Raw genomic sequence first — 16,402 nt, forward strand, 5'->3', positions numbered from 1 at the left:
CAATTTATAAATGATCTACAATCCGCAAATATCAGAAGGTTGGCATGGCAAACTTAATTTAGTCTATGCCGATCGCCAGGGTAAAACCCAATTAATTTACAATCACCAACAAGCGCCCCTGAAGGTACAACGCCCATTTTACCCAGAAGGGGAAAAAGTTTGTCATAGCGTAATTTTACATACAGCCGGGGGAATGGTGGGAGGCGATCGCTTATCCTCCAACATCCACCTCCAACCCCAAGCCCAAGCCTTAATCACTACAGCTGCTGCAAGCAAGATATACCGCAGCAATGGCTTACAAGCTAGACAAACTATCCAAATGCAAGTTGATGCTGGTGCTTGTTTAGAGTGGTTGCCGCAAGAGACAATTTTATTTAACGACGCGATTTATCGGCAAGATTTACGGATAGAATTAGCAACCGAGGCCAGTTGGTTAGGCTGGGAAATTACCCGATTTGGTCGCAGTGCTAGAGGAGAAAAATTCTTACAAGGGGAATGGCGATCGCACACCGAAATTTGGCAACAAGGTATTCCCTTATGGATCGATCGGCAATGGTTACGGGGTAGCGAAGAAACTTTTCACAGTCCCCACGGCTTGGCAGGAAAACCAATCGTAGGTAGTCTAGTTTGGGTTGGTGGTGCAGTTTCCACAGAAATTGTCGAAAAAACGCGAAATTTATGGCATGGAGAAGGAGAAGCAGGTGTTACCAGATTACAACATGCATTATTGTGTCGATATCGCGGTGTTTCTACATCTGAGGTGAGAAACTGGTTTATTGATGTTTGGCAGTTGCTGCGAGTTTCTTTTTTGAATCGTGGTAATTGTATACCAAGAGTGTGGCAGGTTTGAACGAACCACAGAGGAGGAAGTACGAATGCAACTTACGCCGCAGGAAAAAGATAAGCTATTGATTTTTACAGCTGCTTTATTAGCAGAAAGACGTAAAGGAAGGGGTTTGAAACTGAATTATCCTGAAGCGATCGCTTATATTTCTGCTGCCATTTTAGAAGGTGCAAGAGATGGGCAAACTGTAGCTGAATTGATGAGTTATGGCACAACTCTCTTAACGCGGGATGATGTCATGGAAGGGATACCAGAAATGGTGCATGAAGTGCAAGTTGAAGCAACTTTTCCTGATGGTACAAAGTTAGTGACAGTACATAATCCAATTCATTAAATTTACTTCATGCTGTGTTACTTTTAAGACGAAAGTCTTTTATAGACATTGATTAATTTCAAGTATATAATTTAACACATTGTCAGAAGTGTACTGCTTGACTATCATCAAGCATAAAGGTAATGAATACAGGAAACACTGGCTTTACAGCAACTATTATAACCACTGCCATAACTACTGCCTTTGCCGTTGTAGCCGGAATAGTTAATCACATTATGTCTGGGAACAGAGACAGAGAAAATCAGCAGACAACTGCATCGTTAAAATATACTGAGCAGCAGCTAGAAGAATTATATGGTCCGCTTGCTTTTCTGATCTGGGAAGGTAGACGTACCTATACAGATTTAGCAGAAAAGTTAAGAGAAATGCGTGGTCAAAAACGTATCTTAGAATCTATTCAAGTAGGAGAAAAAAATGGTTATACAATTTTCCCCTTCAAAAACGAAGCAGAAATTAAATTATGGATTTTTTGGATAGAAAAAGATGCTTTTCCCCGCCATGAAAAAATTAAAGAGCTTTTGATGACAAAGACACACTTAATCGAAGGCGAAATACTACCAGAAAGTTATCTAAAATTTTTGGATTATCATAATTCTTGGAAAATGGAACATCTGCGGTGGCAAGAACAGCAAATTGAATATTTATGGAAATCAAAATTTGACTTTCCATTCCAATTTGAAGATGATATTCTTAAAACTTTTAAAAACCTTAAACGTCAACAAGCAAGCTTTTTAAAAGTTAATCATGACTTACGCAAGAATACTGTTAAACTTACACAAAAATATTCAAAAACATGAATTTATTGAACCGCCAACGCGGAGCGTCTCGAAGAGAAGAACATCAAGAATTCATAGAGTGTGCATAAGTCTTACTTAAATGAAATATTGGATTGAACATGATACCAGGAGAAATCATTACACCAGCAGGTGAAATTGAACTAAATGTTGGTCGTCCAACTGTAAAATTGCAAGTGTCAAATACAGGCGATCGCCCCATACAAGTAGGTTCCCACTATCACTTTTATGAAGTCAACACCGCTTTAAACTTTGACAGAGAACAAGCGCGAGGAATGCGCCTGGATATCCCCGCAGGAACCGCAGTCCGCTTTGAACCAGGCGACGAAAAAGAAATAACATTAGTCCCCCTCGCTGGTATTCGCCAAGTCTACGGCTTCAACGCCCAAATTAACGGAAACCTCTAAAAACCTCCGCATAACTCTGCGCTAACCTCTGCGTCCCTTTGCGTTTAAAAAAGGATTTTATATGCCTTACAGAATGGATCGCCGCGCCTACGCCGAAACCTACGGCCCAACAGTAGGCGATCGCATCCGACTTGCAGACACAGAATTATTTATTGAAGTTGAACAAGATTTCACTACCTACGGCGATGAAGTGAAATTTGGCGGCGGTAAAGTTATTCGAGATGGAATGGGACAATCCCCCATTTCTAATGCTGATGGCGCTGTAGATTTAGTAATTACTAATGCTTTAATCCTTGATTGGTGGGGTATTGTCAAAGCAGATATCGGGATTAAAGATGGCAAGATTTTCAAAATTGGTAAAGCTGGAAATCCTTATATTCAAAATAATGTAGATATTATTATTGGGCCGGGAACCGAAGCCTTAGCAGGGGAAGGCATGATTCTCACTGCTGGTGGTATCGATGCCCATATCCATTTTATTTGTCCCCAACAAATTGAAGTGGCGATCGCTTCCGGTATTACCACTATGATCGGCGGCGGTACTGGCCCAGCTACGGGTACAAACGCCACTACCTGCACTCCCGGCCCTTGGAATATTTACCGAATGCTGCAAGCTGCTGATGCTTTTCCTGTCAACTTAGGATTTTTGGGTAAAGGTAACGCCAGTCAACCCCAAGGACTTGTAGAACAAGTAGCCGCCGGTGCAATGGGGTTAAAACTCCATGAAGACTGGGGAACCACACCCGCAGCAATTGATACTTGCCTCAGTGTTGCCGATGAATATGACGTCCAAGTAGCGATTCATACTGATACCCTGAATGAAGCCGGATTTGTTGAAGATACGATCGCTGCTTTCAAGAATCGTACTATTCACACCTACCATACTGAAGGTGCAGGCGGAGGACACGCACCAGATATTATCAAAGTTTGCAGCCAAGCCAATGTTCTGCCATCTTCCACTAACCCCACACGTCCTTATACTCTCAACACCTTAGACGAACACCTGGATATGTTGATGGTATGCCATCACCTCGACCCAGCGATCGCCGAAGATGTTGCCTTTGCGGAGTCTCGCATCCGCCGGGAAACCATTGCTGCTGAAGACATTTTGCACGACTTAGGCGCATTTAGCATGATTTCTTCCGATTCCCAGGCAATGGGACGAGTAGGCGAAGTGATAATTCGTACTTGGCAGACATCTCACAAAATGAAGGTGCAACGGGGAACTCTTAGCCCACAAGGAACAGAGCAAAAAGCAGATAACTTTCGTGCAAAAAGATATGTTGCTAAGTATACGATTAACCCAGCGATCGCTCATGGAATTGCTGAATATGTGGGTTCAGTGGAAGAGGGAAAATTAGCAGATTTATGTTTGTGGCGTCCTGCATTTTTTGGCGTGAAGCCAGAGATAGTGATTAAAGGCGGAATGATTGCATGGTCGCAAATGGGCGATGCTAACGCCAGTATTCCCACACCGCAACCAGTGTATATGCGACCGATGTTTGGTAGTTTTGCAGGGGCACGTCATGCTACATCATTAACTTTTGTTTCCCAAGCAGCTTTAGAGAAAGAAATTCCCAACCAGCTAGGTTTACAAAAGGCAGCAGTTGCAGTTTCTGGAACACGCCAATTGAGTAAGCGAGATATGAAGCTGAATGATGCACTACCCTACATTGAAGTTGATCCAGAAACATACCAAGTCAGGGCCGATGGTGAGTTGCTAATTTGTGAACCTGCGACAGTTTTGCCAATGGCACAGAGGTACTTTTTGTTCTAATTCATGACCGAGCAACTTCTCGCTTTTAAGGATGAGAGTAATATTGCCCTGATAAATTTTTTGTTTTAGAGTTACGATCAAATAGTTAAACGTTGCATCTGATGTAGAAAATCATGCTACCTTTTAAGAAAAAAATTGTGACTGATGAAGCGATGTGTCCGGTAGCAGTGTTGATTGATTATCAGGACTGGCAGCAAATTGAGAAGATATTAGAAGCTCATCAATCACAACAAAAACAAGAGTTTAATTTAAACCACTATGCTGGTGTAATTCAACTAACTCAAGACCCTTTGGAATATCAGCAGCAAATTAGGGATGAGTGGAGTTAACACAACCTTTAATTTTTTTAGATACAAATGTAGTCTTGTATTTTTTGGGTGGTCGCTTGGTAAATCCACTACTATCAGGACAATATTTTATTTCAGTGATTACTGAGATTGAATTGCTCTCTTATCCGAGTCTCAGTTTAGAAGAAGAAATACAAATTATTGATTTTTTAAATAAAATTACAATCATTGGTATTGATAGTAATATTAAAAATTTAACAATTGCATTTCGCAAACAATACAAACTCAGGCTTCCTGACGCAATAATTGCAGCAACTGCAAAATCTCTAAATGCAACATTGTTTACAAATGATGTAAGATTGGTTAATTTAACAGAAATTAATACTCAGTCAGTGCAAATTGTGTAATGGGTGCGACCGCTTGCTTGAGCTTGAGGATGCGATCGCTTGTTATGGGTTGAGAGTGCGTATTAGTGCTTGTTTTAAGTAGATGTTATACGCCTTATCCATCTTGATTACACATCTACTTATAGTGACAAGAGAATCTCCTCATTGTCCTAAATCGCTAATTTTTATTTTTTAATTTATTCATTGGCAAAAGCAAAGTCTCCTCAATTTGTCGCCTGGCTTCACGGCTTATGTAACAATCACTATTTATGCAGTCTAGTAGTAATTCATTTGCATTGTAGTAATCCCATATTAGTTCATATTGTTTATCGCTAAATTCATCTTCATAAAATATGTTTCGATACTTCATAAACAAACTCCTCAAGTTATTCTCCCATACTTTAAGTTTGTTTACTTGGCCCTGCTTCCATTTTTCTTGTCTCTCTAAGTAAGGGATTTGCTCTTTAAGATTTTGAAGTGATTGCCGGAATTTAGGTTCTATATTAACTGGAAGAGCAAGAGCGTAAGCAAATAATTCATCTTGAGCAGCATCGTCAAAATAAAGAATATCGGTAAATACATAGTCAAACTCAAGCTCTGGCTCCAAATCAACATCATAGTCAAAGTCAAGCTCTGGCTCCTTCAAACCAAGTTCACGAAAGTTGAATCCAAGGTGACAGGCGAAAGCATATTCCAAAGAATCCAATACAGAGTAGCTAAAGAAAAGAGCATGTTCAAAGTAGAAAGCCCTTACTGCTGCTGGTTTATGAGTAGATTTCACTGACAAAGATTTTTGATGCACTCTCCACAAAAATTGTTGTAATTTCTCATCAGCCTCTACTATTGCGTCAATCTTTTGCTTCATCAATCGCAGCAAATCATCCGCCTTCCGCATCATGCCCACCGTGAGCAAAAAGACCTCCCGCCAGCGGCTCTCCGTAATATGTTCTACTAAGTTTTCCCAAGCAGAATTAGCAACAATCTCTCTAGCGGCAAAATACTCCTGAAACGTCAAGTGTGAAAAAGAATAGATTCCCTTTGCTCTTTCTACCAATAATCCATGTTGAGCTTCTATTGACTTCAAGCCAGCTTCGCTATCCAATCTTAAAACTTCAGGATCTAGGTCAGCATCGCGTAAGTTGCTGATAAAGTCAGCAATGTGTGCCTCAACTATTTTTTGCTTGAAGAAATAATTCTTCTGCTCAAAAGTAGTTAGGGCAATTTGACTCAGCAAGTCTTCCTTACGCTGTAATGACAAGTTTTTATAAATTTGATCCCGCTCAATATTACGTTTGGCATCCCATTTTTTTAGCAAGACATCCAGCCCTTCTTTATAAAGTTCTGAGCGATTTGCTGGAAAATCTGCGCTTTCCCCAAATACCAGACACAGCAGGGTCAACAGCAATGGATTGGTTGCAAGTTCAAGAACTGGCTTGTTCTCCTTAAGTTTTTGGATGAAGCGTTGGCTTTTCATTGGGTCACTTAACCGAAACCAGTTTTCGGCAAAAATGGCAATTTGCTCTTGGTCAAAATCCGCCATTTCCACCTCAGTGAATCGTTCAAAGGTGTATTCTTTGGCAGCAATTCGACAGGTAATCATGAACTGATTAGTATGAAACTGCTCAGAAAGATTCAGAATTTGCCGTAAGACACGCTTCGTATCCTCTTCACGAACTTCATCCAACCCATCTAGTAATACTAATGTCTTACCTTCTTTCAATAGTTGATCTGCTCTAAGGTTGGCATTATTCACTCCACAACTTGATAATTGTTGAGCAATATATTTCAATACATCTGGCTGTTTAGGCGCTTCTGCAAAGTCCTTGAGGGAGATAAATAAGGGAACTCGGTTTGTCAAATACTGCCCCTCAATACACTGCATCGCCAAATACTTCAAAAATGTGGTCTTACCTGCTCCAGGTTTTCCTAAAACCATTAGCTTACTGTAGCGTTGCACCACTTCCAATCCTGATATTCGCTTCTCAGTTACTCGGCTGAGTCCAAAGTGATCAAAATGTTCTGGATCGCAGTTTTGCAACAGTTCAGGGATATCCAGTCGCCTGCGTCCTGTGATTTTCTCCAGAATGTTGACGTTGGTATAGATGCCTCGCTCTCCAGTTAATTCAATTGGCTGGGGCATATCCAGCACCCGCATAGTTCCACACTTTTCTTTGACGCTGAGTTTCACCTTCTCGCGGATTTCTTGAACTAGGGCATCAACGTCATCCTCTGCAATATCGGCAGTTGAGTTATCCGAAGGTTTCTGCTGTATATATCGCTTTTCGAGATATTCCCGCAAGCGGGTTTCTTTCACAGGCCCATTACCACTAATACAAAACTTCTTGTAAATCCCCGTTAGACAACTGCTGAGATTGCTATTAGAGATGTTGAACGTTTGTGTAGCTTGAACTCGACTCTTGCCATTACCAAAGATTTCCAAAAAGACTGCCTTTTCTCGATTTGACAATTCGCTGTATTGCTCTAGTTGTGTCAGGAAGTCTGTTGGTAACGACATATACCTAATGTGAAATCGCCTTAAAGTTCAGTCTAGCTTGCGTTTCAAGAGATTGGCGGCTAGTCAAGATATGTCAAGACAAGTCAATCTAAGTCACTACAAGTCAAATAAATAACCACAAAAGAAAATTGCGACATTGAACTCACTCAAGCAACTGAGGCGATCGCAACGCAATGCTAGAAACACTAATCCCCCTAGTTATCAACAAGTCTATTGAAGTCATCCTAAAGCTACTACTGGAAAAAATCTGGGCATGGCTGTTGACGGATAAAAGCTTCCAACGCCTTAACCATTTTCTGAAAATGCAGATTTTTGTACTCTATCTGGATTGGATTTTGCTTAAAACATCTCTAAAATCTCTGCCGGAGCTAGCAAAAGAGAACAATTCAGACACAAGTAGCTAGTTGTGAAGGAGGCAACGGTTTCCTCTATGCTCTAATTTTGAAAACAAATTGTGCAGAATGCTGAACAGGGTTTATCCTAAATACGGGAAAGTTCGCTCTACCATAAGAAGTATGTTGTCCTAAGTAACTCAGAAGGCACACTTAACTCTTGAGCGATCGCCTACGCAATTATATCTCTAGTTCCCTACGAAAACCGATACATCAAAGACTATATAAGTCATTCCACCATTTGCTGTATCCAAAGCTAAAATTTTACCAGCCATAATTTAATAGTAAAAAATACTTCTTAGGTAGGGAGGCTTACTAAAAAACTTGGCAGACAAATTGTTACAAATACAGCTAGTCTTACAAAAATTTACTTTTACCCCATACCTTGCATCTATATGACTTCACAATCTTCTCGCTCTGACAAAATTCTGGTTGTCGATGACTCTCCTGATAACGTGTTTTTGATCAAAACTATTTTGGAGGAAGAAGGTTACACCATTAGCACCGCAGAAAATGGGATTTCAGCCTTGGCAGAATTGAAAGCTTCTCCTTGTGACTTGGTTCTGCTGGATCTGATGATGCCAGGTATGGATGGGTACGAAGTCACCAAGCACATTCGTGGTGAAATGAAATTGCCGCAATACATCCCTATATTGCTGATCACTGCCCACGATGCGCCCAACGTCGCCCACGGATTAGACTTGGGTGCTGATGATTTTATCCGCAAACCTGTAACAGTAGATGAATTGCTGGCACGAGTGCGATCGCTCTTACGTTTGAAGCATAGTATGGATGAACGTGATGAAATTGCCCGTCAGCGAGAAGATTTTGTCTCCCGCCTCACCCACGATTTACGCACTCCCTTGGTAGCCGCCGATCGGATGTTGATGCTATTTCAGCAAGGTGCATTGGGAACATTATCAACGCAAATGCAGGAAGTAATCGCCATCATGGCCCGTAGCAATATCAACCTGCTTTCTATGGTGAATACTTTATTGGAAGTTTACCGTTTTGAAGCGGGTCGCAAAAGTTTAGCGTTTCAACCAGTTAATCTGGGTCAGTTGCTAGATGAAGTGACTGGAGAATTGTCACCCTTAGCTCAAGATAAAACACTGTCCCTAAATTTGGACGTTACTGAAGAGTCAATCATAAACACAGTGATGGGCGATCGCTTGGAACTGCATCGTCTATTTACCAACCTCATCGGAAATGCGATCAAATTTACCGAAGCTGGGTCTATTACTATTCGTTTTACTTCTCAACGCCAGTTCGACAAAAGTAATCAATCTCAGTTCTCTGAAAAATCCAATTCCGTTGAGTACATTAGAATTGAGATAGCGGATACTGGTCTAGGTATTCCCCCTGAAGAACAAGCCACCATCTTTGAACGATTTCGCCAAGGCAGTCATAAGAGTTCTGGTAGTGGCTTAGGACTGTATCTTGCTCGTCGAATTGTCGAAGCACATCAAGGCATTATTCTGCTTAATTCTGAGTTGGGCAAAGGTAGTGTATTTATTGTGCTTCTACCCACTAAAACATGAGGAAATTATTAATTATAAATTAGGAATTGTAGAGTTTTTTATCCTGGTAATTCATAATTTATAACCTTACTACTATCTACCGATAATTTAAGCTAAAAAATTCAATTGGAAAATCAAACGCTAAGAATTGACGAATCAAATATGCTGAGATAACAGCATTAATATTAAATAAATACTTTTTGATAGGACAAAACAATGATTACCACTGAATTATCTAACATTGGCAATATTATCCAGACTCAGCGAGAGTTTTTTCAAACGGGCAAAACTAAAGATGTAACTTTTCGTATTGAACAACTGAAAAATCTTAAGCAAGCAATCATTGAGCATGAACAGTCAATAGTCGAGGCATTACAAGCGGATTTACATAAACCAGAAGTAGAAACTTACCTTACAGAAATCAGCGTAATTAAGGATATTGATTACGCCATCAAACATCTTCAAAACTGGACTAAACCCCAAAAAGCAGCGGTTTCCTGGGATTTCTTTTCCTACTCAGCGAAAATTTATCCAGAACCGTTAGGGGTTGTCTTAATTATTGGGCCTTGGAACTATCCATTTCAGTTAATTATCTCACCGTTAATAGGTGCGATCGCAGCCGGTAATTGTGCAATTATCAAACCTTCAGAAATTGCTTCTCATACGTCTGATGTCATTGCTAAAATTATTGCCAAAAATTTTGACCCTGCTTATCTTGCAGTGATTGAAGGAGGCGTGGAAGCAAGTCAAAAACTACTAGCAGAAAAGTTTGACCATATCTTTTTTACTGGTGGTACAGCCGTCGGCAAAATCATCATGGCAGCAGCAGCAAAATATCTCACACCCGTGACTTTAGAATTGGGTGGCAAAAGTCCTTGCATTGTAGATACTGACATTAATCTTGAACACACTGTCAGACGAATTACTTGGGGCAAATTTATTAATGCTGGACAAACTTGTATCGCCCCCGACTATCTTTTAGTTAATAAAACAGTCAAGAAAGATTTAATAGATGGTCTGGAAAAATCTTTAGAAGAATTTTATGGTGAGAATCCTGTAAACAGTCCTGATTATGCCCGGATTATCAGTCAAAAACACTTTGATAGATTGGTGAGTTTTCTCAAGGACGGTGAAGTTATCATCGGTGGAGAAAATCAACCTTCAGAGCGTTATATCGCCCCAACACTGATTGATAATGTCTCATTAGAAGATTCTGTAATGCAGGAAGAAATCTTTGGGCCCATTTTACCCATGATTGAATATACTGACATTGCAGAAGCGATCGCTTTGATTAACTCTAGACCCAAACCCTTGGCGTTGTACTTATTTTCTCAAGACAAAAACCTGCAAAAGCAAGTTTTGCAGGAAACTTCCTCTGGTGGAGTCTGTATTAACGACACAGTTATGCAGGTTGGTGTCTCGTCTTTACCATTTGGTGGAGTGGGAGATAGCGGTATCGGTAACTATCACGGTAAAGCTAGCTTTGACACCTTTTCCCATAAGAAAAGTGTATTGCAAAACTCCTTCTGGCTCGATTTAAAATGGCGATACGCTCCATATCAGGGCAAATTGCCATTCATAAAGAAACTTCTGGGTTAAAAAAAGTTAGGAGTAGAGACGCGATTAATCGCGTCTCTACTCCTAACTCTTAACTATTAATTATTAAAACCCAAAAGCTTTGCTGTAACGCTCTTCAGCCCAAGGTTCACCACGGCGATGGTAGCCATTGCGTTCCCAAAAACCAAGTTCTTCAGCAGCTAAAAATTCCAAACCATTAATCCACTTAGCACTTTTCCAAGCGTAGAGGTGGGGTACAACTAGACGCATCGGCCCACCGTGTTCAGATGGAAGGTCTTCACCAAAGACTTTAAAAGCAAAGAAGTTTTCTTCGCGCAGAAAATCTTCTACAGAAATATTGGTAGTGTAGCCGCCATAGCAGTGTTCCATAATGTGGGCTACTTTCGGGTCTAATTTAATCAGACCCATAAAATCTGTAACTTTAATACCAGTCCATTTGACATCAAGTTTAGACCAGCGCGTTACACAGTGGAAGTCAGCTGTGAATTCGTGTTGAGGTAGCGCCATAAAATCTGACCAACTAAAGGTAGCAGATTTTGCTAAACCCCAAACTCGAAACTCCCATTCCTCAGTGCTGACTTGGGGAGTTTCACCGTAAGTTAATACTGGGAAACCTTTAGCTAAATGTTGACCAGGAGGGACGCGATCGCTTTCTTCTTTGCCTGGTTTCTGAAAAAATTTTCCTAGCATAGTTAGAGAAAAATAAGTTTTCTCAAGATGTTTATAAGCTTTTTTTGCTGAGTTGCCAACAGTATCAGATGTTTTACTCTTTATATAAACTCTTGAATGATAGGTAATGGGTAATGGATATTTCCAATTACTCACTACCAATTTTTTTCAATCTAATGAGCTTATGTAGAGTGTGTATGATTCATAATGCAATCAGGAAAGCTAATAAAAAGCATTTATCCAGCGATCGGAAGTTTGATTGTTGAGTTTGGCAATCAAATCTATCGGTGCTGTTCGTGCTTTTCCTGACTGAGAAATTATGATTCTTCTTCCTCTTCTTCAGCAGCTGGATAAACAAATGTAGAACGTCCAGTCAAAATTGACTTACCCAGAGATAGGGCTTTCTGAGCTTCAACGACGGCTTTATGCCTCCAGGTAGCTCGACGTTTATCTCGTTTTGATTTGGAAGTTTTCTTCTTAGGAACAGCCATGTCAGCAGATATCGCGATTTTTGACAACCTTCTTATTCTAGGCCATCCACTGACGCCAAAGACAACAGTTGAGTCAGGAATAAGTAAGTTGAGTTAAGACTGACGCCAGGACGCGAGTCCCCCAAGGTTCCGAGCCAAGAAAGCTTTAGCTCGGACTTCTAGTTCAACTCTTCATTTTGGCGTTGACACAGCGCTAGCTGCTGGAACTTGATTAGAGTTATTTTCAAAGAAAAGTAGAGATCGCGCAGTTTTGAAGTAAGTAGCCCAAATTTGAGCATCAGGGCGCGATCGCCATTGAGGACGACTGACATCTAATGTCAGGACTGGTGCGATCGCGCCATAATTTTGTACGGATACAATGATGGAAACATCTGTCACCAAGATATCTTGGTCGAAGCTCCTTTGAGCAGCTGCCCTAGCGGCCGCTTCCGCCCTCCTGAGAACGGTTTCATAGTTTTCTTCTGGCAAGCGGTCAATAGCTAGATCGACTCTAGCGGTGTAAGCTCGCACAACCTGCGGTGCGATCGCTTCCATCAAAAACCACGCAGGAACAGTAGATATGAGCAAAACTGCTAAAGGAATTATCCGGATTCTTCTGGCAAATTGGCTAATAACTGAAAAGGGAACGAGCGATGATGGTAGGTGAGCAGAAATTTTGCTCATGACCTTCTATCTCCTTAGTAATGATCTGTTATTGAAATTAGGTAAAGGTATTTTCCTGCTAATTAAAGTGATAAAAATTACATTTTAACTTAAGATTCAATCAGAATCACCTAGACTATAAGACATTGGTTAGCTTTGTTTTTTTGGCAAAGCCAACCGCAATTTTAAGACCAGCAAACAACAATAACTGACAAAGAGCGGGATGGCAAATTACTGGGCGATCGCGATTGGTATCAATCAATATCAGTTATTTCAACCTTTAAGTTGTGCCCAAGCAGATGCTGAGGCACTAGAAGATTTTTTGGTGACAGAGGCAGGTTTTCTCCCCAAGCATTGTTTAGTGATGACAGATACTTCGCCGCCGATTGGCGATAGATCGACTTACCCGACGAAGGAGAATATTTTGCTGCTACTTGAGGATTTGGCAGCAACAAGTTGGCAACCGGAAGACTATCTGTGGTTATTCTTTAGCGGTTATGGAGTCAATTACAAAGGTAAAGATTACTTAATGCCAGCAGAGGGCAACCCGGAACTCGTGCAAGAGACTGGCATAGAATTGCGATCGCTAATGCAAAGTCTGCAACTTGCTAACCTGAATGTATTGCTACTACTGGATATTAACCGCGCTTTTGGCACTCAAGCGGATGCTCCGGTTGGTGAAGAAACAATAGAACTAGCCCAAGAACTACAACTAGCGACAATTCTTTCTTGCCAACCAGAACAATTTTCCCATGAGAGTAGCGAACTAGGTCACGGATTCTTTACAGCAGCTTTGTTAGAAGCTTTACGTTCTGGTAATGGCAGCTACTTGGCAGATTTAGAAAGCTACCTGAGCCTGATTGTACCAAAGTTATGTCATCACCACTGGCGTCCTATCCAAAACCCTGCCACTATCATCCCATCAAGGCAGCAAGTAATCTTGCCAAAATTGGCAATAGAAAGTGATTTTCAAGCAGAAGCGGTGATTTATCCAGAAGAATCTTTTGCTGTTGCCCTTGCCGCTCCTCCCCTTGACGATTCCTCTAAAACTTCAGCAGATCGGGGCAGACGGGGAGAAGCTAGTGTGAACTCCTCCCAACTGGTGAAAAATCAAAAAGTCCCGGAGGCAGGAGGCAGCTTAGTTTCCCAGCCAATGGCGGAAACTTCTTTGGGAGTGAATACCAAAGGAAGATTTATTCCTAATTCTTCCAAAGGTTACGTGTCTCGATTGCCAGCGAATCAGCCAAGCATCCCTTTTTGGAAACAGTTTATCTTATGGGGCGGAGGCAGCTTGCTGGTAGCAGGTTTAATCGCCGTAGTTTTTCTGCGTAATCAAGAAACTTTTAGAATTAAGCAAATATCAAGTACATCACCTAATGCTACTGTTAGCGATCGCCAGGTTGTCGAGAATTTACCAAGCGATCGCACTCCACCAGTTAGACTCAACAACCAATCTAGCGCTCAAATAGCCTTTAGTTCCCAGTCAAAAAAGCGAAATCAAGCAGTATTAGACCTGGCGAAAATGTCGCTCAGACAAACTCAGGCGAGCGATTTGAGCATGGCGATCGCTACAGCCCGGAAAATTCAACCGGGTGAACCACTGTACGAACAAGCTCAGGAGAATATTAAGATTTGGAGCCAGATGATTTTAGATTTAGCAGAGGGTCGTGCTAAACAAAGACAGTATGCCAGCGCTATTGCTGCTGCTCGATTAATCACCAAAGATGAAGCCCCCTACGCGAAAGCACAAGCAGCAATTAACCTGTGGCGCTTAGAGGGTAAGCAGTATGTGAGTAACAAAACTCTTTTAGATGCAGCCAATGCCTTAATTAAGCCCGAACAGGCATCTACCTACAATCGGGCAATCGAAGTTGCCAAGAAAGTACCAGTCGGTCAACCAGGCTTCGATACTGCCCAAAAATCAATCAATAACTGGAGTGAAAAAATTTTAGACCTGGCAAAGCGTCGCGCTACTGAAGGAGAACGTAATGCCGCAATTGCGACCGCAGCTTTAGTGCCAGAGGAGACAGGCGCTTACGAAGATGCTCAGGATGCCATCCAAAAATGGCAAAAGAAATAGTAAAAAAATAGTAAAAAAACAGTCAGGAGTCAGGAGTTAGGAGTTATATTTTTAATTCAGCACTTATTACTCCTCACTCCTCACTTTTACCCCAGCGTACAGCACTTAGCAGTACTGTGACACATCTTCGCCACATTCGTCGGCTAGATAGCACAGCGCTCGGAAACGTAAACCAACCACTTCTTCATATAAGGGGTTGAGCTTGCACATGGGTGGAATGTGAAACAAGGTTTTCCCAAATAATTTGACATCACGCTCAAAGGGGCACTGAGACGGAATCAGTTTGCACAAGCGGTGAGCTAGTTGGCGATCGCAAATTTGAATGTTTTCTACTCGTTGCCGTAGGGGTTGGAGAATATCCCAGTAAGGCTTGGAAGCAGAATGGTTTAACTGGGTTACTTTATGGTCACTAGTCTCTGCTTGATTGATTGATACCCAGCTAGCCAGAAAAATCTTTTTTGTGGTATTGTCGAATACCTTCATGGTTAACCCTCTGTATTATTGAGGCTATTCACCTTTTTGATGAATATATACAACGTGGCAACGAACTTTCCCGGAAAAATCGCGTTCTGACTGCGATATAATGTAATACCTGATTAGCCACTTAAGTCAGAACCTACTTTATTACTACGTCAAGTTAATCGCAAATTTCTGGGGATCGGTAGTGTAATATTACGATCTTGTTCATAACTTGACATAGTTTAGATTTTAATAAAGACATCCGTCATTGGATAGGCTTTAGTGTAACATTTACAGAACTTAATATAAGGTCTTTCCAAAAGAATTTTTGCTAAGTATAAACATCAGTAATACCCTAGAAGGCATTTTTCCTCTCCGTGTTCCCACTTTCTCACGTAAGTGTGTCCTGTTGATCGCTGGCTGAATGCCGTAGAAGTAGTGATTTTTGATCGAGTAGAATCGATGGCATTTCACAAAACTTAGGTTGGCAGTGGTAATTTGAGAGTGATATAGTCTGAAGCGTTAAAATCAGGTGAGCTTACTTATGGGTGTTTCTGTACTCTACAGCGCAATCCCTTCTGGCAGTACACTGTACGCACGCCTTCAACGTGAAAAGGCACTTAGTATCCTTGTAGTTTATCTTTTCCCCTATGGCTGCGGTATTTTCCGCTTTTTTGAGATTGATCCTGAAGAGATTAATGAAATCCTTGAAGATGTTATCGAAACACACCAAGAGACTTTTGGATCTAAGCTAGAAGCAGATCGGGTAATCGCCCAATTGCGGTCTGAGTTAAGGCTTACTCGTCAAGCCTATCCAGGGATTGAAGATAGAACAGCATCACTAGAAAAAACATCTGTTGAGATCGAGAAACGTTTGTCGCAGGAGCTATCGAGAAGAAAGTTTGCGAATGCCGATGAGATTGTTGAAAAGCTCATGTTCGGAGATCAAACTCTTGCTCCAACTCTGTTGTCAACAGAGGAGTCATTGGGCCTTATATCCTGTGAACTAGTCAGTGAAGGAGCCAGCATTTTACTACAGATAGATCCTGAAACACTGTTTGCAAGAAATGAATGGTGTTTTGAAGACTTCGAGCGGTGGAGAAATTTGTATCTTTCAGCAGCCGATAAAAATGAGGAGATATTGGTTGCAGTTGCTTGAGGCAAAGCAACCTAACAAGTTAGATCGCTCTACTGGGTTGAACATTGCAAAATTTAGGCGATGCCTTC

17 protein-coding genes are annotated in these 16,402 nt (G+C 41.2%); 12 read left to right on the forward strand and 5 right to left on the reverse strand.

The window, feature by feature from the left end; all coding sequences use genetic code 11:
- Positions 1 to 10 precede the first annotated feature (10 nt).
- The 7 genes from ACFE93_RS01875 to ACFE93_RS01905 all read left to right on the forward strand — a co-directional run bounded on the left by ACFE93_RS01875 (position 11) and on the right by ACFE93_RS01905 (position 4,850).
- Positions 11 to 850, forward strand: a complete 840-nt coding sequence (locus tag ACFE93_RS01875) for an urease accessory protein UreD (protein ID WP_375471760.1) — start codon at positions 11 to 13, stop codon at positions 848 to 850.
- Between the two features lie 25 nt (positions 851 to 875).
- Positions 876 to 1,178, forward strand: a complete 303-nt coding sequence (gene ureA / locus ACFE93_RS01880) for an urease subunit gamma (protein WP_292862508.1) — start codon at positions 876 to 878, stop codon at positions 1,176 to 1,178.
- A gap of 122 nt (positions 1,179 to 1,300) precedes the next feature.
- Positions 1,301 to 1,975 (forward strand): hypothetical protein, encoded by a 675-nt coding sequence (locus tag ACFE93_RS01885; protein ID WP_292862506.1) that lies wholly within the window; start codon positions 1,301 to 1,303, stop codon positions 1,973 to 1,975.
- A 98-nt stretch (positions 1,976 to 2,073) separates the two neighbouring features.
- Entirely contained in the window at positions 2,074 to 2,379 is a 306-nt protein-coding gene (locus ACFE93_RS01890) for an urease subunit beta (RefSeq protein WP_292862504.1), read from the forward strand.
- A 61-nt stretch (positions 2,380 to 2,440) separates the two neighbouring features.
- On the forward strand, positions 2,441 to 4,156 hold the full coding sequence (ureC, locus tag ACFE93_RS01895) for an urease subunit alpha (RefSeq protein ID WP_375471761.1): 1,716 nt from the start codon (positions 2,441 to 2,443) through the stop codon (positions 4,154 to 4,156).
- A 137-nt stretch (positions 4,157 to 4,293) separates the two neighbouring features.
- Positions 4,294 to 4,485, forward strand: coding sequence for a hypothetical protein (locus ACFE93_RS01900; RefSeq protein ID WP_375471762.1), 192 nt, complete (start codon positions 4,294 to 4,296; stop codon positions 4,483 to 4,485).
- The gene (locus ACFE93_RS01905; protein WP_375471763.1) at positions 4,476 to 4,850 is read left to right on the forward strand and encodes a type II toxin-antitoxin system VapC family toxin; all 375 of its coding nucleotides are present in this window, start codon (positions 4,476 to 4,478) and stop codon (positions 4,848 to 4,850) included. The genes ACFE93_RS01900 and ACFE93_RS01905 overlap by 10 nt, the downstream gene beginning before the upstream one ends.
- A 157-nt stretch (positions 4,851 to 5,007) precedes the next feature.
- On the opposite strand, the gene ACFE93_RS01910 is transcribed toward ACFE93_RS01905, so the two are convergent.
- The gene (locus ACFE93_RS01910; RefSeq protein ID WP_375471764.1) at positions 5,008 to 7,344 is read right to left on the reverse strand and encodes an NACHT domain-containing protein; all 2,337 of its coding nucleotides are present in this window, start codon (positions 7,342 to 7,344) and stop codon (positions 5,008 to 5,010) included.
- 173 nt (positions 7,345 to 7,517) lie between these two features.
- On the opposite strand from ACFE93_RS01910, the gene ACFE93_RS01915 reads away from it, so the two are divergent.
- The 3 genes from ACFE93_RS01915 (at position 7,518) to ACFE93_RS01925 (ending at position 10,855) form a co-directional block, all read left to right on the forward strand.
- Complete coding sequence (locus tag ACFE93_RS01915; protein WP_375471765.1) at positions 7,518 to 7,748, forward strand: hypothetical protein; 231 nt, start codon at positions 7,518 to 7,520, stop codon at positions 7,746 to 7,748.
- A gap of 383 nt (positions 7,749 to 8,131) precedes the next feature.
- Positions 8,132 to 9,277 (forward strand): response regulator, encoded by a 1,146-nt coding sequence (locus ACFE93_RS01920; RefSeq protein ID WP_375471766.1) that lies wholly within the window; start codon positions 8,132 to 8,134, stop codon positions 9,275 to 9,277.
- Positions 9,278 to 9,472: 195 nt separating this feature from the next.
- Positions 9,473 to 10,855, forward strand: coding sequence for an aldehyde dehydrogenase (locus tag ACFE93_RS01925; RefSeq protein WP_375471767.1), 1,383 nt, complete (start codon positions 9,473 to 9,475; stop codon positions 10,853 to 10,855).
- A gap of 63 nt (positions 10,856 to 10,918) precedes the next feature.
- Here ACFE93_RS01925 and ACFE93_RS01930 read toward each other — a convergent pair whose 3' ends face one another.
- From ACFE93_RS01930 to ACFE93_RS01940, 3 genes are all read right to left on the reverse strand, one after another.
- Positions 10,919 to 11,524: a sulfite oxidase-like oxidoreductase gene (locus tag ACFE93_RS01930; RefSeq protein WP_375471809.1), complete on the reverse strand. Its 606-nt coding sequence runs from the start codon at positions 11,522 to 11,524 to the stop codon at positions 10,919 to 10,921.
- A gap of 296 nt (positions 11,525 to 11,820) precedes the next feature.
- Positions 11,821 to 11,994 (reverse strand): 50S ribosomal protein L32, encoded by a 174-nt coding sequence (gene rpmF, locus ACFE93_RS01935; RefSeq protein WP_094328804.1) that lies wholly within the window; start codon positions 11,992 to 11,994, stop codon positions 11,821 to 11,823.
- A gap of 171 nt (positions 11,995 to 12,165) precedes the next feature.
- Positions 12,166 to 12,657 (reverse strand): hypothetical protein, encoded by a 492-nt coding sequence (locus tag ACFE93_RS01940; protein WP_375471768.1) that lies wholly within the window; start codon positions 12,655 to 12,657, stop codon positions 12,166 to 12,168.
- A gap of 202 nt (positions 12,658 to 12,859) precedes the next feature.
- Here ACFE93_RS01940 and ACFE93_RS01945 point away from each other — a divergent pair, with 202 nt between their 5' ends.
- Entirely contained in the window at positions 12,860 to 14,716 is a 1,857-nt protein-coding gene (locus ACFE93_RS01945; protein ID WP_375471769.1) for a caspase domain-containing protein, read from the forward strand.
- Between the two features lie 105 nt (positions 14,717 to 14,821).
- Here the strand turns inward: ACFE93_RS01945 and ACFE93_RS01950 are convergent, their stop codons facing one another.
- Complete coding sequence (locus tag ACFE93_RS01950; RefSeq protein ID WP_375471770.1) at positions 14,822 to 15,199, reverse strand: Mo-dependent nitrogenase C-terminal domain-containing protein; 378 nt, start codon at positions 15,197 to 15,199, stop codon at positions 14,822 to 14,824.
- Between the two features lie 520 nt (positions 15,200 to 15,719).
- Between ACFE93_RS01950 and ACFE93_RS01955 the strand changes: the two genes are divergently transcribed.
- Complete coding sequence (locus ACFE93_RS01955; RefSeq protein WP_375471771.1) at positions 15,720 to 16,334, forward strand: hypothetical protein; 615 nt, start codon at positions 15,720 to 15,722, stop codon at positions 16,332 to 16,334.
- Positions 16,335 to 16,402 lie beyond the last annotated feature (68 nt).

The organism is uncultured Nostoc sp. (assembly GCF_964247315.1).
In the GTDB taxonomy this organism is placed as follows: Bacteria; Cyanobacteriota; Cyanobacteriia; order Cyanobacteriales; family Nostocaceae; genus Nostoc.